The 25701-nt window shown below is 54.6% G+C and carries 20 protein-coding genes; 7 read left to right on the top strand and 13 right to left on the bottom strand.

All coding sequences use genetic code 11. The features are described from left to right. Positions 1-18: 18 nt before the first annotated feature. The 5 genes from OS189_RS06305 to cysQ form a co-directional block, all read right to left on the bottom strand. Entirely contained in the window at positions 19-1029 is a 1011-nt protein-coding gene (locus OS189_RS06305) for a glycosyltransferase family 2 protein (RefSeq protein WP_267166441.1), read from the bottom strand. A 44-nt stretch (positions 1030-1073) separates the two neighbouring features. Further along, positions 1074-2297 carry a glycosyltransferase family 4 protein gene (locus OS189_RS06300; protein WP_267166440.1) on the bottom strand — a complete coding sequence of 408 codons (1224 nt, stop codon included), beginning with the start codon at positions 2295-2297 and terminating at the stop codon, positions 1074-1076. 27 nt (positions 2298-2324) lie between these two features. Continuing rightward, on the bottom strand, positions 2325-3209 hold the full coding sequence (galU, locus tag OS189_RS06295; protein WP_267166439.1) for a UTP--glucose-1-phosphate uridylyltransferase GalU: 885 nt from the start codon (positions 3207-3209) through the stop codon (positions 2325-2327). 183 nt (positions 3210-3392) lie between these two features. Further along, complete coding sequence (locus tag OS189_RS06290; RefSeq protein WP_267166438.1) at positions 3393-4628, bottom strand: glycosyltransferase family 2 protein; 1236 nt, start codon at positions 4626-4628, stop codon at positions 3393-3395. Positions 4629-4659: 31 nt separating this feature from the next. Continuing rightward, positions 4660-5457 carry a 3'(2'),5'-bisphosphate nucleotidase CysQ gene (gene cysQ / locus OS189_RS06285; protein ID WP_267166437.1) on the bottom strand — a complete coding sequence of 266 codons (798 nt, stop codon included), beginning with the start codon at positions 5455-5457 and terminating at the stop codon, positions 4660-4662. 115 nt (positions 5458-5572) lie between these two features. Between cysQ and OS189_RS06280 the strand changes: the two genes are divergently transcribed. Further along, complete coding sequence (locus tag OS189_RS06280; protein ID WP_267166436.1) at positions 5573-6397, top strand: ABC transporter permease; 825 nt, start codon at positions 5573-5575, stop codon at positions 6395-6397. A gap of 587 nt (positions 6398-6984) precedes the next feature. On the opposite strand, the gene OS189_RS06275 is transcribed toward OS189_RS06280, so the two are convergent. After that, positions 6985-7584: an alpha-ketoglutarate-dependent dioxygenase AlkB family protein gene (locus tag OS189_RS06275; RefSeq protein WP_267166435.1), complete on the bottom strand. Its 600-nt coding sequence runs from the start codon at positions 7582-7584 to the stop codon at positions 6985-6987. A 216-nt stretch (positions 7585-7800) separates the two neighbouring features. On the opposite strand from OS189_RS06275, the gene dnaK reads away from it, so the two are divergent. From dnaK to radC, 3 genes are all read left to right on the top strand, one after another. Beyond that, on the top strand, positions 7801-9720 hold the full coding sequence (dnaK, locus tag OS189_RS06270; protein WP_267166434.1) for a molecular chaperone DnaK: 1920 nt from the start codon (positions 7801-7803) through the stop codon (positions 9718-9720). 79 nt (positions 9721-9799) lie between these two features. After that, complete coding sequence (gene dnaJ, locus OS189_RS06265) at positions 9800-10963, top strand: molecular chaperone DnaJ (protein WP_267166433.1); 1164 nt, start codon at positions 9800-9802, stop codon at positions 10961-10963. Positions 10964-11195: 232 nt separating this feature from the next. Further along, a complete protein-coding gene (radC, locus tag OS189_RS06260) occupies positions 11196-11945 on the top strand; it encodes a RadC family protein (protein WP_416237456.1) in 750 nt (249 codons plus the stop codon). On the opposite strand, the gene OS189_RS06255 is transcribed toward radC, so the two are convergent. From OS189_RS06255 to secA, 3 genes are all read right to left on the bottom strand, one after another. Continuing rightward, positions 11942-13510 (bottom strand): substrate-binding domain-containing protein, encoded by a 1569-nt coding sequence (locus OS189_RS06255; RefSeq protein WP_267166432.1) that lies wholly within the window; start codon positions 13508-13510, stop codon positions 11942-11944. The two genes, radC and OS189_RS06255, sit on opposite strands and share 4 nt — an antisense overlap. Positions 13511-13528: 18 nt before the next feature. After that, entirely contained in the window at positions 13529-14545 is a 1017-nt protein-coding gene (locus OS189_RS06250) for a hypothetical protein (RefSeq protein ID WP_267166431.1), read from the bottom strand. 105 nt (positions 14546-14650) lie between these two features. Continuing rightward, on the bottom strand, positions 14651-17350 hold the full coding sequence (gene secA, locus OS189_RS06245; protein ID WP_267166430.1) for a preprotein translocase subunit SecA: 2700 nt from the start codon (positions 17348-17350) through the stop codon (positions 14651-14653). 176 nt (positions 17351-17526) lie between these two features. Between secA and OS189_RS06240 the strand changes: the two genes are divergently transcribed. The 3 genes from OS189_RS06240 to mutT are packed head-to-tail and all read left to right on the top strand — an operon-like array spanning position 17527 to position 20011. Beyond that, positions 17527-18381 carry a peptidylprolyl isomerase gene (locus tag OS189_RS06240; protein ID WP_267166429.1) on the top strand — a complete coding sequence of 285 codons (855 nt, stop codon included), beginning with the start codon at positions 17527-17529 and terminating at the stop codon, positions 18379-18381. Between the two features lie 8 nt (positions 18382-18389). After that, positions 18390-19616: a bifunctional glutamate N-acetyltransferase/amino-acid acetyltransferase ArgJ gene (gene argJ / locus OS189_RS06235; RefSeq protein WP_267166428.1), complete on the top strand. Its 1227-nt coding sequence runs from the start codon at positions 18390-18392 to the stop codon at positions 19614-19616. Next, on the top strand, positions 19613-20011 hold the full coding sequence (gene mutT / locus OS189_RS06230) for an 8-oxo-dGTP diphosphatase MutT (protein ID WP_267166427.1): 399 nt from the start codon (positions 19613-19615) through the stop codon (positions 20009-20011). The genes argJ and mutT overlap by 4 nt, the downstream gene beginning before the upstream one ends. Positions 20012-20325: 314 nt before the next feature. On the opposite strand, the gene infB is transcribed toward mutT, so the two are convergent. From infB to rimP, 4 genes are read right to left on the bottom strand one after another with little or no spacing between them, the layout of a single operon-like run. Then, complete coding sequence (infB, locus tag OS189_RS06225) at positions 20326-22806, bottom strand: translation initiation factor IF-2 (RefSeq protein WP_267166426.1); 2481 nt, start codon at positions 22804-22806, stop codon at positions 20326-20328. 8 nt (positions 22807-22814) lie between these two features. After that, positions 22815-23435, bottom strand: coding sequence for an RNA-binding protein (locus OS189_RS06220; protein ID WP_267166425.1), 621 nt, complete (start codon positions 23433-23435; stop codon positions 22815-22817). 22 nt (positions 23436-23457) lie between these two features. Further along, entirely contained in the window at positions 23458-25071 is a 1614-nt protein-coding gene (gene nusA, locus OS189_RS06215) for a transcription termination factor NusA (RefSeq protein ID WP_267166424.1), read from the bottom strand. Continuing rightward, complete coding sequence (gene rimP / locus OS189_RS06210; protein ID WP_267166423.1) at positions 25071-25679, bottom strand: ribosome maturation factor RimP; 609 nt, start codon at positions 25677-25679, stop codon at positions 25071-25073. The genes nusA and rimP overlap by 1 nt, the downstream gene beginning before the upstream one ends. Positions 25680-25701 lie beyond the last annotated feature (22 nt).

The raw sequence follows: 25701 nt of genomic DNA, 5'->3' as shown, positions 1-25701 counted from the left end.
CGACGCCCAGCGACGCGGTCACGCCCAGTTCCCCTTTGACATCAGGCCCAGAATTTCCAGCTGGCGCCAGTTGATGTACTTCTCGCTCCACTTACACCACAGCTGCGGATTGTCTTTTACCTGCTCTGCGTAGGCTTTGTATTCCACCGATCCGGCATAATGTTCGCCGCGCTCAAGCTCTTCTGCCGCTTTTGCACCGAAAGTATCAATGAATTTTGCATGCAGCAGAACACCGCTTGCTTTTTCCCCGCCCCATTCATCATAGACCTGATTCAAACCGCGTGGCAGCAGCATATGGGTTGAGCTGACATAGACGTATTTGCGATCCCACTTGACCAGCGGCACCTTGTTCAACGCGGGCGCTTTCTCGGGCGCGTTGGCAAAGAACACGCGCGCGCGAGGTCCGCCCTGAATCCACAGATTTGTGAAGGAATGGTTGCGCGACATCGTATAGTTGCCACTGTCAAACCAGGTAGCAATTTCGATCGGGTTCTGCCCCGCGCGGTACGGCTGTTCGTCCAGCCGTCCCTTGGGGTACATGTCCAGCAACATCGCAGAGAATGACTTGATCGAGGAGGCATCGAGCCAGTCTGTCAGCGCGCGCAACGGACGGGTATCACAGAACGGATAGACCAGAAATTCATCCGGATCGACAGTCAGCGTCCAATGGCCATGTGCATATTTTCTTTGCAGCCAGTTCAGCCAGTCAACGCCAAAGCGCGATCGACGATAGCTGGCACGGGTAAACCACAGCGATACATCCGGCTGGTTGCGCAGGTAATCCAGCGCCCCGTCGTCACTGTCATTGTCCACGAAAAAGAAATGGTTCACCCCTTGGGCGCGGTAGTATTCCAGAAAATAGGGCAACCGGATTTTTTCGTTTCGTTGAGTGCAGAACAATAGGATATCGTCGGGCCGAATTTGATCGGTCCGGTCTACAACGCATTTCAGTTCACGCCGCTTTCGAAATGCCCTAATGCGCCATCGTTTCCGCTGGAGCCTTAGGCGATATGATCGGATCGCACCCAAACACTGCCCTCATACTCTTGGTCGTCAGCCTTCTTGCACGCCTATCAGGTAGTACTTAACACAACCTTGAAATGCTCCGCCCATGTAGGCGCTTCAAAATCGCGGACCCTCAGCGTGTCCCGAGCCTGTTTGGACCAGTTCACAATTGTATCTTCCCATATCTGATCTGCGGAATCATCTATATAAACCGCATTATTTGCAAGGATTTCGCGGAATGTCGCCATATTGCTGCACAAAACCGGCGTTCCCAGTTGCAGTGCCTCTACGGCAGGCAGGCCGAAGCCCTCTGCATGGCTGGGAAACAACAACGCTTGCGCGCCTTCGATAAGGGCCATCAGGGTGCCATCGCTCAGGCCGGAAATCTCTCTAACCGGGGCATCTTCTCCCAACGCGTCAAGTCGCGCGAATACGGCTTCGTTGTTCCAGCCACGGCCACCACAGATCAGCAATGTCGGCGCATCCGGTCCCAACCTGTCCCAGATGTCCAACAACAGCGCGTGATTTTTTCGCGGCTCTATTGTCCCGACAGTAATGAAATACGTCGTATCGGGCAGCAATCCGGCGGGCAATGAGGCACGGTCAACCACAGGCGGGATTGTTCCTAAATGCGCGACAATACCCTGCGGCACTGCCCCCCACCGCGCCATCGCTGCCGCGCACCGCTCTTTCGTATCTTGTGAATTATAGATGATCAGATCAGCGTATTCGCGAACACGACGCATCTTTTGTTCAAACATTTCAACGGTTCCAACGCGCTGGTATTGCGGATATTCCAGCGGAATTACATCATGCACAAACACGGCAATCCGCGCATCTTGAACACTGCGCACTGCTTTCAGCACCCGCGTTGACAGGTTGCTGTGACCTGTATTCAGATAAGCGGTTCCACAAGGCAGGTTGCGGCATAGCATCCGCGCCAGTCCGTTCGGCGTGCAACGCGCAACCGAAAGTTTACGCGCATCTGTCTGGGCACGGCGCATTCCGTCACTGGCCCCGCGCTGCAAGCGCGACAGCAGATCAGGTGAAGACCACGGCAATGACCCAGTCAACCGCTTGTGAAAGGCCACCAGCCCGTCACTGTTCAACAACACATAGCCCACGGGCGTTCTCGCCAGCCCCCAAACAGGTACAGGCTCTGCTAAAAGCGCTTCCAGATAGGCAAGTTCAACACGGTCAACGCCCGTGAAGACGCGCCCTGCACGCCGCATTAGGCGTGTGAAATCCAGCAATCGGGCCTGCGGTGGCGCGGTTTCCTGCCTCTCCTCCAACAGTGCGCACCCCTCACGTCATAAGGTTTAAGCCAGATTTGGTACAATGTCCTTCAGGTAGGCTGCCAGATCATCACGTAGTTCGGGCCGTGCCAGACCATAAGCGACAGTAGCCTGCAAAAACCCTGATTTAGAGCCGCAATCAAACCGCTGCCCCGCAAAGCGATAACCATATACCTTGCGCCCCTGATCCAACTCGGCGGCAATCGCATCTGTCAACTGGATCTCGCCACCCGCGCCTTGCTTCATCTCATCGAGATTTCTCAGCACCGAAGGAGACAGGATATAACGCCCGATCACCGCGAGGTTGGAAGGAGATTCTTCGGCTCTTGGCTTTTCTACCATGCCTTTAATGTCCAGCAGATTACCATCTTCACGCTCGACATCCAGAATACCATACGACGATGTTCTTTCCGGCGCGACCTCCATCGCGGCGACCATGTTACCCCCCGTTTCTTCATACGCTTCGACCATCTGTTGCAAGCAGGGTTTTTCCGCAGAGATGACATCATCAGGTAGGATCACTGCAAAGGGCTGATCGCCAATCAGACGCCGCGCGCACCACACAGCATGGCCAAGGCCCAGCGCCTTGTGCTGACGGATATAGGCGATGGCGCCGCTGTCCATATTTGTGGCCTCCAGCACTTCGAGCAGATCTTTCTTGCCCTTGCGCCGCAATTCCTCTTCGAGATTGGGCGCAAGATCAAAGTAATCTTCCAGCGCACCCTTACCGCGCGAAGTTACGAAAATGAATTCGGTGATCCCCGCAGCGCGCGCCTCGTCGATCGCATATTGAATCAACGGACGGTCGACCAATGTCATGATCTCTTTCGGCACCGATTTGGTCGCCGGAAGAAACCGCGTACCCATGCCTGCAACAGGGAAAATTGCCGTTGTGACTTTGTTAGCCATATTTACTCGAAGACCTCTTATTTCTATTTTTCTGCCCTCGGTTAAGAGCGCAATCTCGTCCTTGCTGCAGATCGCGCCACAAAGCAGCGCTGTTATCAGTATAATTTCGAATGATGCGAAACAATGGCGCAAATGTGACATTTGTCCATTAACAGACGGGGAATTTCAGGCCCTAAAAGCCATTTATTCGCCAATAAGTCCCCGTACAGAGGCAACACGGGCCATTTCTCGCGCACGTCGTCTTGCAAACGTTGTCAGCCGAAACAACGGCTCGTCACGGTTCGCGCGGCCAAACAAGCCACCCCGTTGCACCCACACCCCCTGTGCGTCAAAATATACGCGGTGAAACAGTGCCGTGCGCGACAGGACTAGGACCGTCTCGCCCCCCCCTGCTGCAACACGGGTGGCGGCGTCTTTCAAAGCGGCGGCGCCGCGCAATCCGCGCACTGCGCTAAAGCGCGCCACGCGGGGCGCGGATTTGACCGGACGGAACGGCATGGCTGCATGACGCGCAAGTGGCCCGCATCCGAAGCTGCGGGTTTGTCCTTCATTATATCCCGCCACCAGACGCCTCATCAGCCGCCGCACATCACGCGGCTCCAGACGCCCCGCAACCATATGCAACATAAGGCGCTGCCATTCTGCGGATCGCTGATCCTTCCAATGGTCCGCACGCGCTTCCTTCGGGATATGTTTGCGCTGGAATACACCCCAGCTTGCGCCGATTTCATATAGATCACGCGGGACGCGATCCATCCGGCGCATCGCGCTGGGCGCGAATCCGTGATGCACCTGCGCAAGCGGCACCAATGCAGTGGCATGACCTGCGCGCGCCAGTCGCATATTCACATCCGTTTCATCCAGATAGAAACGGAAAGCAGGGTCAAACCCGCCGATCGAAATCAGAACATCACGCCGGAACGCCATGTTAGTGCCTTCCGTCTTGATCGCGCGCCCTTTCGGGGGCACCAAAATCGTGGCCTGAAACGGATCAATATCGACCGGCTCCGGTGTGCCTTGCGCATCCAGCGTGCGTGCCTTGTTTTGAAATGTGATACCATTCCGGCCCCGCACAAAGCCGCCCATCGCCGCAACATTACTGCGTGCGGCAGGGGCAACCAAATGGCGCAGCCATTGCGGTTCGGGCACAGCATCATCGTCAATAAATGCCACAACCTCGCCCGCAGCGTGGATCAAACCGATATTGCGCGCAGCCGATATGTTCGCTTCGTCAAACGGGATACACTTGATGTCTGCCAGAACATCGGGTTGTTCAGCCGCAGCAATGCCGGCGGGACACGCTACAACCACCACTTCGAAGTTGCTGTATTGCAGTTGCGCCACAGCCGCCAGACAGCGGCGCAACGCATCCGGCCGCGCGCGGCTGACGATGATCACGCTCACCGGCTGGTCAGTCATGAATGGATTGCTCCTACCCAAATCAATCCGTTTACGTCTTTTTCAGGTCAACACCCGGCGCATAGGCAATAAAAAACGGATTGGCATAATCCTCCTTGCCGTAGGTCAGCGGTGTATGATCATCAAACCGGATCACATCCCCGCCCGCCCCCTTCAGCACCGCATGTCCGGCGGCTGTATCCCATTCCATTGTCCGGCCAACACGGGGGTAGATATCTGCCTCACCCGTAGCGACCAGACAGAACTTGAGCGACGAACCCGCGCTTTTCATATCCTTGACCGAATATTTGGCAATGTAATCGTCAGTCGCCTGATCGCGGTGCGATTTGCTGGCCACCACCATCAACGCCGTATTGTCCGGTTTAGAGACTGATATCTCCTTGGTCTGACCAACCTTATCCTTGGCTAATTCTCCGGTTTCTTCTACCGATTTTCCCGTTGCCAGCGTAAAGAACACCCGGTTCTTCGCAGGCGCATAGACCACGCCGCGCGTCGGCACGCCCCCCTCGACCAAAGCGATATTGACCGTGAAATCACCCCGCCGGTGGATGAACTCTTTTGTGCCATCCAGCGGATCAACGATCAGGAAGGTATCACCTGTGGTGCCATGCGTGTCCGCCTGCTCTTCGGTGACCAGCAACACATCGGGAAAGGCGGCGCGCAGCCCGTCCGAGATAATCCTGTCAGCAGCCTCGTCCGCTGCGGTTACAGGGCTGTCGTCGGATTTCGACTTCACATCAAAATCGTCCCGCCCGTAGATTTCCATAATCTTGTCGCCCGCTTCCAACGAAAGGCGTCGCATCACCTGCGTCAATTTTTCGTAATCCATGCCCAACTCTCGCCATCCTTCGTTGATATAAATTCTGGATACCTTATGATGCTCTTGTAACGGATCAGCAAGAATTCCGTGCAATGGTGGTCATAACCGCAAGGCAGTACAGCAGATGTTTCAACCCGTTTACAGAAAACGATCCACCCTGCATGTCGTTCTGACGATGCTTGAGTTGATTTATCACTCAATCGTCCGTTCAGTCCGAAAAACGCACAATAACGCCTTCCTCGCTATCGTTACCAACATCTTGCAAGCGATCATCTTCGTCGGTGCCTTTTATGTGATGTTCTCTATTCTGGGTCTGCGCGGCGCTGCGTTACGGGGTGATTTCCTGATCTACATCATGTCTGGAATTTTCCTTTATATGACTCACTCCAAGGCGCTCGGCGCGGTTGTGGGGTCCGAAGGGCCTGCCAGCGCGATGATGCAGCACGCGCCGATGAATACGATCATTTCAATTTGTTCGGCTGCGCTCGGCGCGCTTTATATTCAGGTTCTGTCGCTGGGGGTTATTCTATTTGTCTACCACGTTGCCTGGACCCCGCTGGAGATCGAGCAGCCGATGGCGGCCTTTGGTATGCTGATCCTTGCGTGGTTTACCGGTGCAGCACTGGGGCTTGTCCTGCTGGCGATCAAACCATGGTTTCCTACGGCTGTCGGCATTTTTTCCACCATTTACCAGCGCGCCAATATGATTGCATCGGGCAAGATGTTTGTTGCCAACACGCTCCCCGGCTTCATGCTTGCCATGTTTGACTGGAACCCGCTGTTTCACACAATTGACCAAGCGCGCGGTTATGCCTTCCTCAACTACAACCCCCGCTACAGTGATCCGATGTATGCGTTCTGGGTCGGGCTGGTGCTGGTGATGATCGGCCTGATGGGAGAATTCTATACCCGCAAACATGCGTCAATCTCGTGGAGCGCGCGGCGATAGGCTTCCGTCTGCGAGACAAGGCAAAATTTTGCGAAGAAGCGGTAAGGTCTTCGCTTGGCTGTACCATCCGAGAAATGTCGATCTATGGCATAATCATGCTGATTCCGCACAGTTTCCAAGTCGGGCCCAACTCTAAGGCTTTGCGATGCAGTCACTTCGGTCCGAGCAATTTAGATTTTGTGTTAAAAATGACCGCGAGTAAGGAAATCAGATGAACTTCCAGAAAGAAAAGGATTTTATGGAGTTCCTGCTCCCGATGACATTTGGCATAAATTCGTCGGTGAACGCGGCAAAAGAGTAACAATAGATGGAATGAAACATATCCAGTTTCCCATCCGCTACTGGAATATTTAAGCGTTAGACGAACAGTCATGCTGGCGTTTCATACGGGATTCAGAAATCCACGCAGAGCAATAATTAATAATATTCCAAGACCTTTCGTTTTGGCACAGGCTTAAAACACCCCGTTTAACGTCGCCATGAACCCAATCCAAAACTTTTCCAGCTGTTAAATTTTTTACATTTGTTGAGAGAATAATATCTGCGGCGGCATAAATCGCCAAAGACCCGGAACCAAGCGGGCTACCTCACTCAACCACGCGCAGGGTCAGGTTGAGCCGGCCACCCTTTGGCAGTAGCGTAGATGATCCGGCCCTGATCCGGTCAACTCCGTGATAGGCCAGCCGCGCATCACCGCCCATGACAACCACATCGCCGGAGCGTAACCAATGGCTCTCGGTCTTGCCGCCGCGTGTGACGTTCCCCATGCGAAACAGCCCGTCATCTCCCAAAGATACCGACACAACAGGCCAGCGCATATCCGCCTCATCACGGTCCTGATGCAGGCCGAGCTTCGCGTCCGGCCCGTAATAATTGATCAAGCAGCACTCGGGCTGCCGCTCCAGCCCTGTTAAACCGTGCCATATTTCCAAAACTTCGGCGGGGATCGCAGGCCATGGTGTGCCATCGGGATGTTGCGACACATAACGATACCCGTTTCTGTCCGAGAACCACCCGTATTTCCCTGCCGCGCTCATCCTTACAGACATCGGTTTGCCGGAAGGTGTGTTCGGCCGGAAAAACGGCGCCTTTGCGACAACCCCGCGCACCGCATCCAAAACCGCCCGCTGGGCTTCAATATTCAGAAATCCGGAGTGTATTTCGAAGCCTTTAACCGAAAATCTCACCGCCAAACCCCCTATTTCTTGCCAATTTTCAGTATTTCTGTGTGAATCATCACATCTTAGTGTCTGCCACGGTTGCAGGGCCAGCACCCCCTCACTATATACCCTCCGAACCGCTGGAGACGACACGTTTCCAGCGTCAACCGGATCGAAGCAGTGGTGCCGCAACGGGCCTATGCTTCGTGTAATCGCCTTGAGCTAAAAAAGGGATCGAAAAACATGGCCAAAGTAATTGGTATTGACCTCGGAACAACAAACTCCTGTATCGCCATCATGGACGGCAGCCAGCCTCGCGTTGTTGAAAATGCCGAAGGCGCGCGCACTACGCCCTCTATCGTGGCCTTCACCGAAGATGAGCGCCTTGTAGGCCAGCCAGCAAAACGTCAGGCTGTCACCAACCCCGAAAACACGATTTTCGGCGTTAAACGTCTGATTGGCCGCCGCAACGATGACGCTGATCTTGCCAAAGACCGCAAAAACATGCCCTTCAATGTGATTGACGGTGGCAATGGTGATGCGTGGGTTGAAGCCCGTGGCGAGAAGTATTCACCTTCACAAATTTCCGCCTTCATCCTTGGCAAAATGAAAGAAACGGCCGAGTCGTATCTGGGCGAAGAAGTCACACAGGCGGTAATCACCGTTCCTGCCTACTTTAACGACGCCCAGCGTCAGGCAACCAAAGATGCCGGTAAAATCGCCGGTCTTGAGGTGTTGCGCATCATCAACGAACCTACAGCAGCCGCGCTTGCCTACGGTCTGGACAAAAAAGAAACACAAACCATCGCGGTCTATGACCTTGGCGGCGGTACATTCGACGTGACCATTCTGGAAATCGACGACGGCCTGTTCGAAGTGAAATCTACCAACGGTGACACGTTCCTCGGCGGTGAAGATTTTGACATGCGCATTGTCAACTACCTTGCGGACGAGTTCAAAAAAGAAAATCAGGTCGACCTCACACAAGATAAAATGGCGCTCCAGCGTCTGAAAGAGGCTGCTGAAAAAGCCAAGATCGAGCTTTCGTCAGCAACACAGACCGAAATTAACCAGCCGTTTATCTCCATGGGATCCAACGGCCAGCCGCTTCACATGGTGATGAAGCTGACCCGTGCCAAATTGGAAAGCCTCGTTGGTGATTTGATCAAAGCATCTATCAAGCCTTGTCAGGCAGCGCTGAAAGATGCCGGCCTAAAAGCAACCGACATCGACGAAGTTGTACTTGTCGGCGGTATGACCCGGATGCCGCGCGTTATTGAAGAAGTAACTAAATTCTTCGGTAAAGAGCCGCACAAAGGTGTGAACCCTGACGAAGTTGTGGCCCTTGGTGCTGCGATTCAGGCTGGCGTTTTGCAGGGTGATGTAAAAGACGTGGTTCTGCTGGACGTGACACCTCTGTCCTTGGGTATTGAAACCCTTGGCGGTGTGTTTACGCGCCTGATCGACCGCAACACAACCATCCCGACCAAGAAGAGCCAGATCTTCTCAACCGCGGAAGATAACCAGAACGCCGTAACCATTCGCGTGTTTCAGGGTGAACGGGAAATGGCCGCCGATAACAAAATCCTCGGTGCCTTCAATCTCGAATCTATCCCGCCAGCGCCACGCGGCATGCCCCAGATCGAAGTAACCTTCGATATCGATGCCAACGGCATCGTGTCCGTGGGCGCTTTGGACAAAGGCACAGGCAAAGAGCAAAAGATCACCATTCAAGCTTCCGGTGGTCTGTCCGATGCCGATATCGAGAAGATGGTTAAGGACGCGGAAGAAAACGCAGATGCGGATAAAGAGCGCCGCGCGTTGATCGAAGCAAAAAACCAGGCAGAAAGCCTTATCCACTCTACTGAAAAGTCGATGGAAGAGCATGCTGACAAGGTTGATCCAACCACTGTCGAAGCGATCGAACTGGCAATTGCAGCGTTGAAAGACGAAATGGAAACCGAAAATGCCGAAAAAATCAAATCCGGCATCCAGAACGTAACAGAAGCTGCAATGAAGCTGGGCGAAGCCATCTACAAGAGCGCGCAGGAAGCGGGCGAAGATGATATGGCCGCTGCCGCTGACGAGGCCCCGAACGGCAATGCCGACGATGATATCGTTGACGCTGATTTCGAAGACCTCGACAACGACAAGCGCGCGTAAATCCGCAGTGCGGAACCAATGACAGGGCCGGTCCGATCAGACGGGCCGGCCCTTCACGTTCCTGTAAAGGATAATACTGATGGCAAAACGTGACTATTATGAGATCTTGGGAGTCGCCAAAGGCGCCTCCGCAGAAGAGATCAAAAAGGGCTATCGCAAAAAGGCGAAAGAGCTGCACCCGGACCGCAACACCGGCAAACCGGAAGCGGAAGGACAGTTCAAAGAAGCCAACGAAGCTTACGAAGTCCTCAAAGATGCAGATAAAAAGGCGGCTTATGACCGCTACGGCCATGCTGCATTCGAGGGTGGCATAGGTGGTGGTGGCCGTCCGGGCGGTGGCTTTGGCGGCGCTGGTGGCGGACAGGGTGATTTCTCGTCCGCGTTTTCGGACGTATTCGATGACCTGTTCGGTGACTTCATGGGCGGTCGCGGGCAGCAGGGCGGCGGACGTCGCGCTGCACGCGGCTCTGATCTGCGTTTCAACCTGCGCGTCTCGCTAGAAGAAGCGTACTCCGGGCTCCAAAAATCCATCAACGTGCCCACATCCGTCAGCTGCGATGCATGCAACGGCTCGGGTGCCGAAGGTGGAGCCGAGCCAACCACCTGCCCCACATGTTCCGGCATGGGTAAGGTCCGCGCGCAGCAAGGCTTTTTCACAGTTGAACGCGGCTGCCCCACATGTTCCGGCCTAGGCCAAATCATCAAAAACCCGTGCACAACATGCCGCGGCGCCGGTCGCGTGGAAAAAGACCGCTCTTTGTCGGTTAATATTCCCGCAGGTGTAGAAACCGGCACCCGCATCCGTCTTGCAGGCGAAGGTGAAGCGGGTATGCGCGGCGGTCCTTCCGGAGATTTATACATCTTCATCGAAGTGCAGGATCACGAGCTGTTCGAACGGGATGGGCCAAACCTGTTCTGCCGCGTTCCGGTCACCATGGCCAGCGCCGCTTTGGGCGGCAGCATCGAAGTACCTACGATTGATGGTGGCCGTGGCCGTGTTCAGGTTCCCGCAGGCAGCCAGTCAGGTCGCCAAATGCGTTTACGCGGCAAAGGTATGCCGCATTTACGTGGCGGTGCCACAGGGGACATGATCATCGAATTGGCTGTAGAAACACCGGTGAACCTCACTAGCAAGCAAAAAGAGCTTTTGCGCGAATTCGAAGAACTCTCGGATAAGAATAACCCCGAGGGCAGCAGCTTTTTTTCCTCGGTCAAATCGTTCTGGGACTCAATGAAAGGGTGAAGCCCTTCATACTATCGCAGAGCCGTATACACGGGCGCACTTTACTTTGAGTAGTGCGCCCGTTTTCTTTTGATTATTACAATGGTCCAAATCCGCCGCTGACCTCATGCAAATTCGTGCAACGATGCCCTTCGCGTTCACACATTAGTCTACACAAGGTGATTTTACCCAGGTTGAACATCGAACTTCTTCGTTAACCAATCTCTAACTATATCTGCGGCATCTTGAAGAAATGTCGAACTTCAACGAACAGCCACTTCCCTTTTTGATGGACGAAGCCCCGGTGGCCGCGCAGGCGAGCGGAAAGCAACCTTCATACATAGCCGACCACCGCCAGCGTTTACGCGCAAGGTTTATGGCAGGTGGCGCAATGGCCATGCCTGAATATGAATTGCTTGAACTTGTCCTGTTCCGCGCCATTCCGCGGCGCGACGTCAAGCCGCTTGCGCGCGCGCTGATGGATTGTTTTGGTGATTTCAACCGTGTCCTCACCGCTCCAGAAGCGCGCCTGCGCGACATTTCAGGCGTCGGTGATGCCGTTGTTACAGAATTGAAAATTGTAGAGGCCGCTGCACACCGCATGGCGCGGTCGAAAATTATGCACAGCCACGTGCTTTCAAGTTGGGACTCGCTGCTCGATTATTGCCACACTACGATGGCTCATCGCGAAACCGAACAGTTTCGCGTCCTGTATCTGGATCGCAAAAACGTGTTAATCGGCGATGAAGAGCAAGCCAAAGGTACCGTTGATCATGTTCCTGTATACCCTCGCGAAGTCGCCAAGCGCGCTTTGGAACTGAACGCTTCTGCCGTCATACTTGTACACAACCATCCCTCCGGTGATCCGACACCTTCACAGGCTGACATTGACATGACGCACCGCGTAAATGCGGCCTGTGACGCGCTTGGCCTTACTCTGCATGATCACTTGATTATCGGCAAATCCCGGGAGCTCAGCTTTCGGGCTGATGGATATCTCTAGCGCACCCAAACCTCAACGCGGCGGTTGGCGCGGCGTCCCCAAGAACTGTCATCGCAGGCCATTGGCATCGCCTCTCCAAAGGCGTCAACACCCAGTTCCACCCGTTCAAGATTAGCAGCAACAGCGGCTTCATTGACCGCGCGGCGCACGGCGTCAGCGCGGCGAAGCGCGATATCCCGATTGGCTTCAGAGGGTCCGTTACCGTCACTGAAGCCGACAAAAAGGAGTCGCCGCGCATCATATTGCCCGACCTCCAGCGCCCGTGCCAGTTGCTGAACATTCGAGCGCGATTGCGCGTCTAAACGGACTGATCCCGCTTCAAACCGGAACGACGTGCTTAGCCGTGCCATGGGAACCAACGTGGCCGTCATCCGCTGCAATTCACCTAATGTAATTTCTGTACCAGCTTGAGCAATTGCATTGGCAAAACGGTTGCCTTGCTGCTCGACAGCGATCTCTTCCGGTGTCTGGTCCACAAAACCAGAACGCCGGATCACAATCTGCGCAGCCGGTCCACGGGTAAATGCAAGAAACTCTCGCGCAAGGCGCGGCAGGCGGCGTGCAGGAAAGTATAGAAACATCGGTGCCGTTAGCGGATAATCTTCTGTTTTGATTGTCCGGCGCGATGCCTGCATCGAAAATCCGCAACGCCCCGTCAGCATCAGAGCTTGTGTATCACCCCGTTCGGCGTAGCTGGTCAGACCCAATGCAAACGTATCAGCCGAAACAGCCTGAGACAGACTATCTGACGTAGCATGGCGCGTTGCCTTATCAGATAGCTTTCCAAGATTTGCCGGTCGCAGCAGTTGGTCCACAATCGCTTGCCCCAACCCTGAAGAGTCATCTGGTAGGTGCAAATCTATCGGTACGTCAGGTCCGCCGAGCGCTTTCCAATTGGTGATCCGTCCGGCCAGAACCTGTGCAAGATCGACCGGTGAAATCCCTTGAACGGGGTTAGTCCCGGAAACCACCGGAACAATCGCATCCAGCGCTAGCACACGACTGCGGTTGATCCCTGTCATATCGCCCAGACCCGCTTCTCTGGCTCTGCTGCGCTCTTCTGCGCGAATCTCGCGCAGCGACATCACGATATCGGCCTCATCTGCCAGCAGATCAGCAAACCCTTCATCGGTATTCGTCACACGAAAGAAAAATCGTGCGGCCAGCTTTCCATCGCTTGCGCGGCTGAGAAGATAGGTAAAACTGGTGCTATCCTCACCTTCTTCACGCTCCGTAACGTAGTCGTTTTTTTGTGCAAAGGCCTCTAGCAGCGCAGGCATCACAACAGCGCCCAATGTCGGCGCGCCGGAGATCTGAAGCTCGGCTACGAAATCTTCGATGTTCGGGCAACCAGGGCCAGTACACAAAACGCCTGATCCGTCCACAGTCAGTTCGCCATACTCCGTCTGAACACGGTAGAACTCACCGTCAAACCCAAGCAGCGTGCCACTCAGCTCAACCTTGCTATCGCGAGACGTGAGCGTGATGTCTTGTGCCTGCACAGACGATATAGCGCCAAAAAGGAAAAGTGCGGCGAGGACCGCCACACATATCGCTTTGATCATTAAGACCTCGGGGTTGCGTTAGTTAGATGCGACCTTCAAGTCTTCGAAGAGATTATTCAACACAAGAAAGTTCCCAGCGGCGTCACAGTCCGGCACGGACAGCGTCAAATTGCGGGTTGTGATATCGTTGCCACTGCTCACCTGCAGAATCTTCGCTTCGATCTCTAGCCCGCAGTTGTTTTCGGCAACTTCGGCTTCAACGCTCAGGTCAACGGTTTCTCCGTTTTCCGTTTGGACAGCCGGAATGGTATACACTTCTGCAAGCAGCCCATCCGGCACATCGGCATCGCCAAGCAGGGTGATGTAGCCGCCCTGTCCGGTCACAGCGTATGACATATCACGCGCAGCGCCCGCCCATACATGCCCTTCGCTATCATAGTCCGCCCCGAATTCCCGCGCGTGAAGTTGGAAACCTGTATCGCCTTTCCATTGCAATGCGACACGGTCAAAATCCGGCAACTCATCAACTGTGGTCTGGGCAACTGCACCGTCACCATTTGTAAACGCCATGATGAATGTCGCGTTTTCGGCCATAGCAGGCATAGTGATATCAAACGCGCCTTCTGCATCTGTGGTCTGGTTGAACAGCACCCCACTGTGATGCACGGTCACCCGCTCGTCGGGCAGACACGGCGCGTCAAGCGTCAGGTTCACCATAGCGGCCGCAATGGGGCGCGCATGTGCGGTAATCTCACAGGCTTGCTCTGCCGTTTCTTCCTTCCGCGACAGCTCAGGCGTCGCAGTGGCCGGTGCCGTTTGTACTTCGGGCATATCAATCGCTTCCGGCGGCACGATTGCAGGCGCAGCGGCCAAAACAACAGCTTCCTCTGTTTTTGGCGCCTTAAGCTTCTCGGTAAATTCAGCCGAAGTCAGAACGATTTCTTCTACATCCAGAACCACGGCATTTGCATTCATAAGGGTTGCGCCCTCAAAACGCTCTGGCGGCACCGTTTGCGATTGCTGCATGAAAAATCCGATGCCGATGGCACAAGCCAGCGTACCGGCAGCCATGGTGATTTCCTTGCGATGTTGCATTGTCTCGTCCCTTGTTACGGATTGGGTCGAGAACACTCTTCGTCTGAAAACGGGGCTGCAATAGGGCGGCCCCGCGCCTGAACTATGACGATTCCAAGGTACAGATCAGGTCAATTGACCGTGGCAGTGCTTGAACTTCTTACCCGATCCACAGGGACACAGATCATTCCGGCCGGGATTTCCCCATGTTGAGGGATCGTTTTCATCAAATCCGTCGGCTGCTTCTGCTGCCGCTTCGGCTTCATCCACGGCCTCGTCAACCGCTTCGTCTGCAGCCTGCTGTTGTGCAAGCATCTGTTGGATCATACGCTGCTGCTCTTCTTCACTGGCAGGCTCTATGCGCGACAGTTTTTGGGTCACATCCGAGCGCAAGCTGTCCAACATACTTTCAAACAACTGGAATGATTCGTTTTTATATTCGTTCAACGGATCACGCTGCGCATACCCCCGGAACCCGACAACAGACCGCAAATGTTCCAGCGTCAGCAGGTGATCACGCCATTTCGCATCAATTGTCTGCAACAGGAAATGCTTTTCGATGTTGCGCATATTTTCTTCGCCAAAGCGTTCGGCCTTGTCCGCCATCAGCTTGTCGGTCGCCTCGATCAGGCGCTCGCGAATAATATCATCATCAACGCCATCTTCTTCGCACCATGCAATGACCGGCACGTCGACGCCCAGCTGTTCGATCACAGCGGCATAAAAGCCCTGTGTGTCCCACTGGTCGGCATAGGTGTTGCGCGGCATGTATTGTTCGATCAGATCGTCAATCACCTGATGACGCATGTCTTCCGTGATTTCGTGCAGGTCCTGTGATTCCATGATGTCACGGCGCTGGCCAAAGATAACCTTGCGCTGTTCGTTCATCACGTCATCGAATTTCAGCAACTGCTTGCGAATGTCAAAGTTGCGGCCTTCTACCTTTGCCTGCGCGCGCTCAAGCGATTTATTCACCCAAGGGTGAATGATCGCCTCGCCTTCTTTCAGCCCCAGCGATGTCAGCACCTTCTCCAACCGCTCCGAACCGAAAATGCGCATCAGGTCATCTTCCAGCGACAGGAAGAATGAAGACCGCCCCGGATCACCCTGACGGCCGGAACGACCGCGCAACTGGTTATCAATACGGCGGCTTTCGTGGCGCTCGGACGCTAGTACAAACAAGCCGCCTGCCTCCAGCACCTTTTTCTTTTCGTCCGCGTGTTCTGCTTCGATCTTTGTGCGCACAGCAACCGGATCGGCATCCGGATCAGCGGCCAATGCTTCCAGTACCTTTAACTCAACGTTACCGCCAAGCTGGATATCGGTGCCGCGTCCCGCCATGTTGGTGGCGATTGTCACCGCGCCCAGTTTACCCGCATCACCGACAATCTGCGCTTCCTGCTCGTGCTGGCGCGCATTCAGGACATTGTGCTTGATCCCTTCGGCTTCCAGCAGCTTGCTCAGCATTTCGGATTTTTCGATGGATGTTGTGCCCACAAGGCATGGCTGACCTTTGGCGTGCGCCTCTTTCACGCGCTCTATCATTGCGGCATATTTTTCGCCCACCGTGCGGTAAACGGCGTCATCCTCATCTACCCGCGCGATCGGCACGTTGGTAGGAACCTCAACAACGCCAAGGCCGTAGATTTCCATAAATTCATCGGCTTCGGTCAGCGCTGTGCCCGTCATACCTGCTAATTTGTCATACAGGCGGAAATAGTTCTGGAAAGTCACCGATGCGAGAGTGATGTTTTCAGGTTTGATTTCAACGCCCTCTTTCGCCTCGATCGCCTGATGCAGGCCATCGCCCAAACGGCGACCGGCCATCATACGGCCTGTAAATTCGTCAATCAGAACAACTTCACCATCCCGTACGATATAGTCTTTGTCTTTCTCGAACAGCTTGTGCGCGCGCAGACCCTGATTGACGTGATGTACAATCGACGTGCTTTCAGGATCATAGAGCGTCATGCCGTCTTCCAGCAGTTCACGGGCGCGCAACTGCTCTTCAAGAAATTCGATACCCTCATCGGTAAAGGTCACGTTACGGGTTTTTTCATCCAGCTCATAATGCTCAGGCAGCAGCGACGGGATCACACCATCAATGGTCAGGTACATGTCAGACCTGTCATCCGACGGGCCGGAGATAATAAGTGGCGTACGCGCTTCGTCGATGAGGATGCTGTCAACCTCGTCCACAATAGCAAAGTTGTGCTGCTTCTGGAAAATCTCGCTCAACTCGGCCTTCATGTTGTCGCGCAGGTAGTCAAAGCCGAGTTCGTTGTTTGTGGTGTACGTGATATCGCAAGAATAGGCCTCGCGCTTTGCGTCATCTGTCATGCCCGGATAGATATAGCCGGTGGTCAGACCAAGTGCGCCGAAAACCTTGCCCATCCACTCCGCATCGCGTTTCACGAGGTATTCGTTCACGGTGACGATATGCACACCCTTATGGGTTAGCGCGTTGAGATAGGCGGCAAATGTCGCGGTCAGGGTTTTACCCTCACCGGTTTTCTGCTCGGCCACATTGCCCTGATGCAGAAAAATCGCACCCATAAGCTGCGTATCGAATGCCCGCAGACCCAGGGTACGACGCGCGGCCTCACGACAGTTTGCAAAAGCTTCCGGCAACAGGGCATCAAGGCTTTCGCCTTTCAACGCCCGCGTGGCCAATTCCTCTGTTTTGTCTTTGATCGCCTCGTCAGAGAGCTTTTCGTACTCCGGCTCCAGCGCGTTGATCTTTTCGATAAGGGGGCGGACAGCCTTAATCTTGCGATCATTTGGCGTACCAAAAACCTTTTTGGTGATTTTTCCGAGTCCCAGCATGCGATCTCCAGCCGAAGTTAAAATTCTATCGCGCGATCTGCTTGCCCCGCAAACACCCAGTCCATAAATAGAAGGGGAGAATGGTGGCTTTACGCCGCGCCCATCAGCGATGTAAGGGCCACCATGTAGCGTGTCAATGTAACTGGCCTTATACCGCCGGAATGATAGGACGATCCATGCAAAAACCCCTCACTTTTCTTGCGCCGCTGGCGTTTATCGCCGCTCTTGCCCTGCCCGCAGCAGCACAAGAGACGATTACAGCAGACCCATCCAAGGTTGTCGCCACTGTTGGCGGTACAGAAATCACCATCGGTCACATGATTGTTGCTTGGGCCGGATTGCCGGAACAATACAAAAACCTGCCGGACGATGTCCTTTTCCAGGGGATCCTCGATCAGTTGGTCCAGCAGACAGCCCTGCAACAGGAATACACGGGTGATCTGCCGCAGCGCGTATTGCTACAGCTGGAAAACGAACGCCGTTCGCTGACAGCAGGCGAATCCATCAACAGCATTTTGGAAGTGCCGCTGGAAGACGCAGAGGTGCAAGCCGCCTATGACGAAGAATACAAGAACGTAGAGCAAGCTCCCGAATTCAACGCGTCTCACATTCTGGTCGAAACCGAAGAGGCAGCATTGGAAGTAGTTGCCGCATTGGAGGATGGCGCGGAGTTTGAAACTGTCGCGCGTGAAAAATCTACCGGCCCGTCCGGGCCGAATGGTGGGCAGCTTGGCTGGTTCGGTCAGGGCGCGATGGTGCCCGAATTTGAAACCGCTGTTGCAGGTATGGAGGTCGGGGCCGTGTCTGCCCCCGTAAAAACTCAGTTCGGCTGGCATATCATCAAGCTGAACGAAACCCGTATTCAAGAAGCACCAAAGCTTGAAGAAGTGCGCGAAGAAATCGAAATGCAGATCCGTCAGGTCCGCGCACAAGAAAAGATTGATGCAGTAACCAACGCGGCCGAAGTTGACCGCAGCGGCGCAGAGGGTCTTGATCCGTCTGTTATAAAACAAGTAACCGTTCTGGAGTAAGCGGAACCATGGCAAAAATTACATCTGTGTCACCACTGGCACCCGCCGCTTTTCCAGACTTGCCTGAAATTGACGGCGTAAAGTTCGCCACTGCTGCGGCTGGTGTCAAATATCAGGGTCGCACCGATGTGATGCTTGCCACATTGGTGCCGGGAACCGTTGTGGCAGGCGCCTTCACACGCTCTGCCACACGCTCGGCGCCGGTACTGGATTGTCAGGAAAAGCTTGGCAAACCCTCTGACGCAGGCGCGGCTATTCTGGTTAACTCCGGCAACTCCAATGCGTTTACCGGAAAGACCGGCGTTGCCTCGGTGCAGGCAATCACCGCAGCTGTGGCCAAAGCGTGTGATGTCCCGCTAGATCGGGTGTTCACGTCCTCCACAGGTGTCATCGGTGAGCCATTGCCACATGAACGTATCACCGCTGCGCTTGATTCTCTGTCGAAATCCACTGCCGCGGACGGTATCGCCGGTGCTGCCAAGGCAATTATGACAACCGATACTTTCCCGAAGGGATCATCGGCAACTGTAGATTTGGACGGTAAAACAGTCTCTATCGCGGGCATTGCAAAAGGTTCAGGCATGATCGCCCCGGATATGGCCACGATGCTGGTCTATATTTTTACCGATGCGAAAATCGAGCAAAAAGCGTTGCAAGCACTGGTTTCAACCTCAAATGAAACGACGTTCAACAGCATCACAGTTGATAGCGATACATCCACATCCGACAGCCTGATTGTTGCAGCAACTGGCGCCAGCGGCGTCGCGGTGGATACCCATGAAGGATTCGCCAACGCTCTGCATGGTGTCATGCAGGACCTTGCACATCAGGTCGTCCGTGACGGAGAAGGCGCGACAAAGTTTGTTGAAATCAATGTTAACGGCGCGGCAAGCGATGCCGATGCCAAAATTCACGCGATGGCGATCGCAAATTCACCGCTGGTAAAAACCGCAATCGCTGGAGAAGATCCAAATTGGGGCCGGATTGTAATGGCAGTTGGTAAATCCGGTGCCGCAGCTGATCGTGACCGGCTGAGTATCCGTTTCGGGGACATCGAGGTTGCCAAAGACGGCTGGCGCAGCGAATCCTATTCGGAAGAGGCTGCAGCCGCTCAGATGAAAAAGGATCACATCGTTATTGGTGCCGATATCGGAATCGGGACCGGCAAAGCAACCGTGTGGACCTGTGATCTGACCCACGACTACATCGCGATCAACGCGGACTATCGATCGTGAAAATTGTTCTGGTCGCTGCGGTTGCGTTGATTGATGTTGATGGTCGGGTGTTGTTGGCGCAGCGTCCCGCCGGTAAATCCATGGCCGGATTATGGGAGTTTCCCGGAGGCAAAATCGAAACTGGTGAAACTCCCGAAACAGCCCTCATTCGGGAATTAGAAGAAGAATTGGGAATAGATACATGGGCATCGTGTCTGGCGCCCCTCACTTTTGCTAGTCATTCTTACGAAGATTTCCACCTGATGATGCCTCTGTTTGCCTGCCGGAAATGGAACGGGACACCCCAAGCCCGTGAAGGGCAGGTTTTGAAATGGGTGAAGCCGACCGAAATGCGAAACTACCCTATGCCACCAGCAGATATTCCGCTTATCGCGATTCTGCGAGACTGGCTCTAAGGGATTATAGTTCGCTTTAGATACAATTTTCCCATATGGGGCGTCATTATGCTGGATGTGGGCACAATATCCATTAAAGTGGAAGCATCTTAATTCTGGGGAGAATTTTCTTGCTGCGCACCATTACACTTGGAAGCTGTGTGTCTGTTCAAGGCACTTTTGTACGTTCCATGCCCGACGGTCGAATTGCCGTTCAAGTCGACAATACCGTTTATTCTGGCGTGCCTGTGACAAAGAAATAGGCAGATTTATAGCTGATATAAAAAAAGGGACAGTGTTTCGCACTGTCCCTTTTTTTATTGTTTCACATGCGTTTACGTCAGCGTGCGTGTGACTTCTTCGCGTGTGAAGATTTCGATCACGTCATCTGGGCGCACGTCGTCATAGTTTTCAAACGCCATACCACATTCCTGACCCGACTGAACTTCCGGTACTTCGTCCTTGAAACGCTTGAGTGTTTTCAGCGTGCCTTCGTGGATCACCACGTTGTCACGCAGCAAACGCACACCGGCTGAGCGGCGTGCCACCCCTTCGGTAACCAGACAACCGGCCACCTTGCCCACACCCGTGACCTTGAACACCTCTTTGATCGTGGCATAGCCGATAAAGGTTTCTTTGATCTCGTTGCTCAGCAGACCCGAAGCCGCAGCTTTTACGTCGTTCACCAGATCATAGATGATCGAATAGTAGCGGATTTCGACACCCTTCTGGTTGGCAGTGTTGCGTGCGGATGCATTGGCACGGACGTTAAAGCCCATGATCGGCGCATTCGAAGCCTCGGCCAGACCGACATCTGTTTCGGTGATTGCACCCACGCCGGAGTGCAGCACACGGACACGGACTTCGTCGTTGCCGATTTTTTCCATCGCTTGCACGATCGCCTCGGCAGAGCCCTGAACATCGGCTTTTACCAAGATTGGCAGTTCGGACACATCCTCATCTGCTTTAGCATTTGCCATCAGCTGTTCTAATGTGGTTGCAGCACCAGCCGCAGCGCGCTTGTCTTTCGCGGCATTGGCACGATATTCCGCGATCTCGCGCGCCTGTGCTTCGGTTTCTGTCACGTTCAGAACGTCACCTGCTTCGGGTGTACCATTCAGGCCCAGAACCTCGACGGGAACAGACGGGCCCGCTTCCTTAACGCGATTTCCTTTGTCGTCGATCAACGCACGAACTTTACCGTACTGCTCACCAACAACGAAAATATCACCTGTCCGCAGCGTCCCGTTCTGAACCAGAACTGTTGCCACAGGGCCGCGACCCACATCAAGCTGTGCCTCGATCACGGCGCCAACGGCAGCGCGATCAGGGTTGGCTTTCAGTTCAAGGATTTCCGCTTGCAGCGCAATCGCTTCCAACAGGTCATCAAGACCCTGACCGGTGATTGCAGAAACTTCAACGTCCTGAACGTCACCGGACATCTTTTCCACGATAACCTCGTGCTGCAACAAGGCTGCACGCACGCGGTCGGGGTCAGCCGCCGGTTTGTCAATTTTGTTGATAGCCACAATCATCGGCACCTTGGCCGCCTTTGCGTGCGCAATCGCTTCGATCGTCTGGGGCATTACCGCATCATCTGCTGCAACCACCAGAATAACGATATCCGTCACCTGTGCACCGCGTGAGCGCATGGAGGTAAACGCAGCGTGACCCGGAGTATCAAGGAACGACAACAACTGTCCACTGTCGGTCGTGATCTGGTAAGCACCGATGTGCTGGGTAATACCGCCTGCTTCGCCCTCTGTCACCTTCGCCTTACGGATCGCATCCAGCAGCGATGTTTTACCGTGGTCAACGTGACCCATGATGGTAATCACAGGTGGGCGCGGCTTCAGATCGCTCTCGTCATCCTCTTCCAGCTTGATCACATCTTCAACGTCAGCATCGGAAACCCGCACAACATTGTGACCGAATTCTTCAATGATCAGCTCGGCGGTGTCGGCGTCAATTGTCTGGTTCTGCGTAACCATCATGCCGTTGTTCATCAGCGCCTTCACAACAGCACCGATCTTTTCAGCCATACGAACGGCCAGTTCAGACACAACAATCGCCGGCGGTAGATTGACATTGCGCACAATTTTTTCGCGCTCGACCGTGCCGCCCATCGCCTTCTGACGTGCGCGGTCCTGCTTGCGCTTCATCTGCGCCATAGAGCGTTGACGGCCTCCTTCGCCACCACGCAACGCCTGGTTCACCGTCAGCTTGCCAGAACGACGGTCGTCGGCCAGCCGATTCTTTTTATTTGTTTCTTCGCGATCACGTTCGGTTTTACGCGGCGTAGATGCTGGAGCCGGCTTGTTCGGCACAGCACGTGATTGTGCAGGCTGCTCTGCAGCGGGCGCGGCGGCAGCGCGTGCTGCGGCTTCCGCCTCGCGTTTTGCACGTTCTTCCTCTTCGGCCTTCGCTTTAAGGCTTTCCTCACGTTCGCGATCTTCGCGCTCTTTTGCATCAATCTCGGCGCGGCGGCGTTCGCGCTCTTCTGCGCGCGCTTTCTCTTCCGCTTCACGTGCCGCGGCTTCTTCCGCCTCACGGGCCTTCGCGGCTTGAACAGCCTTCAGGCGGCGCTCCATCTCAGAGTCGGTGATACCCGCGGGGCGCCGCGAAGGATCACCAACGGGTCCGGCACCGGGGCCGGTTTGCTTTTGACCACCGGGCTTGGGCACCACAACGCGCTTGCGTTTGGTTTCCACAACAACGTTTTTGGTACGTCCGTGGCTAAAGCTTTGCTTTACATTGCCCGGACGCGCGGGGGCGCCCCGCAAACCCAATGTTTTCTTGCCATCACTATCGCTCATCTAGCTCGTCATCCTTTCGGCTGGCCGCTGCCAGCCTCGTTTTTACGCACGCCATTCAGTCTATGGGCTTCCTCTACAACACGTAGAGTGAGTCCACCAGAGGCGAGCGCCCCATGTATCACAGTTTGGCGACCGAATGCCAAACCCAATTCATCCGCCGTCAGACACCCGATATAGTGTCCGTAGTGCGGTGTGCTCAGTTTAGATTTGCCGCGTCCCGATCCATCCACAGCCTGGATCAGAACAAGCGCCTCTTCGTTCTGTAGCCAGCCTTTGACCTTTTCGTACCCAGCTACGGCTTTGCCCGCTTTGCGCTGCATCGAAATCAGGTCCACCACACGGCGGGCCAACTGCGTTTCTACTTCTTCCACCAGATTATCCGGCGTCTTTACAGGTTGCTTTGCACTGCGCGAAAACAACCCCTTTTTCACAACCGTCTCAAGGGCGGCACGATCTGCGGAAACCCACATACCACGCGCAGGCAGCTTACCCATGACATCCGGTACAACCTGACCATCAGGCCCTACAACGAAACGTATCAACCGGTACTTTGGTTGCACCTCACCTGTAGCAAGGCATTTGCGTTCCGCACCGCTTTCACGGTCTTTGGATGCGCCACCGCGTCCCATACTGATACCCCGAGGCCTGCGATCAGGCCTCGGCCTCCTCTTCTGCGTCACCTTCTTCGTCGGCGTCTGCGTCCAGTTCTGTCGGATCGACCCAGCCCAACAGCACACGGGCTGTCATAATCAGGCTTTGCGCCTCTTCCAGCGTCATCTCGAAGGGTTCAAGAACGCCATCATCCTTGACACGTTCGCCGTTCTCCGTGGTCCAGCCGCCAGCCAGCTCCCAATCCGCACAGGTTGCGAAATCTTCCAACGTTTTAACATCATCTTTGGCCAGTGCCTCTATCATTTGGGGTGTAAGGCCCTCAAATTCAATAAGGCTGTCTTCGGCACCCAGTGCGCGGGCAGAATCAAGTGCCGCCTTGTTCTGCGCTTCCAGCACGTCACGGGCGCGGGCCTGCAATTCGCTGGCGGTGTCTTCGTCGACGCCGTCGATGACCAGCAATTCGGAAACATCGACATAAGCGACTTCTTCGAGGTTGGTGAAACCTTCGGCAACCAGAAGCTGGGCAAAGAACTCGTCCAGATCGAGATTGTCCATAAACAGCTTGGTACGCTGTTCGAATTCCGCCTGACGGCGCGAGCTTTCCTGCTCTTCCGTCATAATATCGATATCAAGACCGGTCAGCTGGGACGCAAGGCGCACGTTCTGTCCACGGCGACCAATCGCAAGCGACAGCTGCTCTTCGGGTACAACAACCTCGATTTTGCCAGCTTCTTCATCCAGAACAACCTTGGACACTTCGGCGGGTTGCAATGCGTTCACAAGGAAGGTCGGCTGGTCGTCATTCCATGGAATGATGTCGATCTTTTCGCCCTGAAGCTCGTTTACAACGGCCTGAACACGGCTACCGCGCATACCCACACAGGCACCGACCGGATCGATGGAGTTATCGTAGGAAATTACAGCGATCTTGGCGCGTGATCCGGGATCACGGGCGACCGCTTTGATCTCGATGATACCGTCATAGATTTCCGGCACTTCCATCTTGAACAATTCGGCCATGAACTCGGGCGCTGTCCGGCTCAGGAAAATCTGCGGGCCGCGCTGCTCACGGCGCACGTCCTTGATGTAAACGCGGATACGGTCGTTCGGACGATATGATTCGCGGCCGATTTTTTCGTTGCGGCGCAGGATCGCTTCGCCAGCACCCACATCAACGATGACGTTGCCATACTCTTCACGCTTGACCAGACCATTGATGATCGTGCCTGCGCGGTCTTTGAATTCTTCGTACTGGCGATCACGCTCTGCTTCGCGAACCTTTTGCAAAATCACCTGCTTGGCCGATTGTGCGGCGATCCGGCCCATTTCAACAGGCGGAACCTCTTCGCTGAATTCCTGACCGATTTCGGGAGCGTCCATATATTGCTTGGCTTGCTCAACCGTAAATTCGGCCTGATAGTTTTCCAGATCCTCATCCGCCACAACAGTGCGCACACGCGTAAATGTCGCGCGGCCTGTCTTGCGGTCGATGCTCACGCGGATATCCATTTCTGCGCCGTAGCGGGACTTCGCCGCACGGGCGAGGGATTCTTCCATCGCTTCGATCACCAAACCGGGATCAATCATCTTTTCACGAGCAACAGCTTCGGCAGTTTGCAAAAGCTCAAGCTGGTTTGCGGATGTAATGGCCATTAGGTCTCTCCCTTGTCAGACTCATCTGTCTGTACCTCGCCCCGTAGGGGCGGCTCTTCATCAATAGTGTCAAATTTGGTTTCGTCTATGACACCAGCCGCCTTGCGCTGGCGCAACATTTCCTTGATCAGCTCGTCCGTCAGAACCAGCTTGGCATCGGTCAGCCAGTCAAATTTCAGACCAACAGTGCCCTCGTCGATGTTGATCAGAACTTCATCACCCTCAACACCGGCCAGCTGCCCCTTGAAACGGCGGCGGCCATCTATCAATTCTTCTGTTTCGATCTTGGCCTCATAGCCTTCAAAATTGGCAAAGTCCTTCAGGCGGGTCAGCGGACGGTCGATACCGGGGCTGGACACCTCCAACGCATACTCGTCAATGATCGGGTCTTCGACATCCAGCACCGCGCCAACAGCCGTGCTGATCTGGGCGCAATCATCCACTTCAATGCCACCATCAGGCTTGTCTGCCATAATCTGCAAGGTCGAGGTTTTACCGGACATCAGTCGCACGCGCACCAGCTCATACCCCATGTCTTCGATGACAGGCGTGATGATCTCGGCGAGACGCCGGTCCATGGCAGCTTTTGCAATCAGGTCGTTGTTCATAATCTCACTTGAATTCAGGCAC

It is taken from the genome of Sulfitobacter sp. F26169L, assembly GCF_026410285.1.
Classification (GTDB): domain Bacteria; phylum Pseudomonadota; class Alphaproteobacteria; order Rhodobacterales; family Rhodobacteraceae; genus Sulfitobacter.
This window is presented reverse-complemented; position numbering and strand designations above follow the sequence as displayed.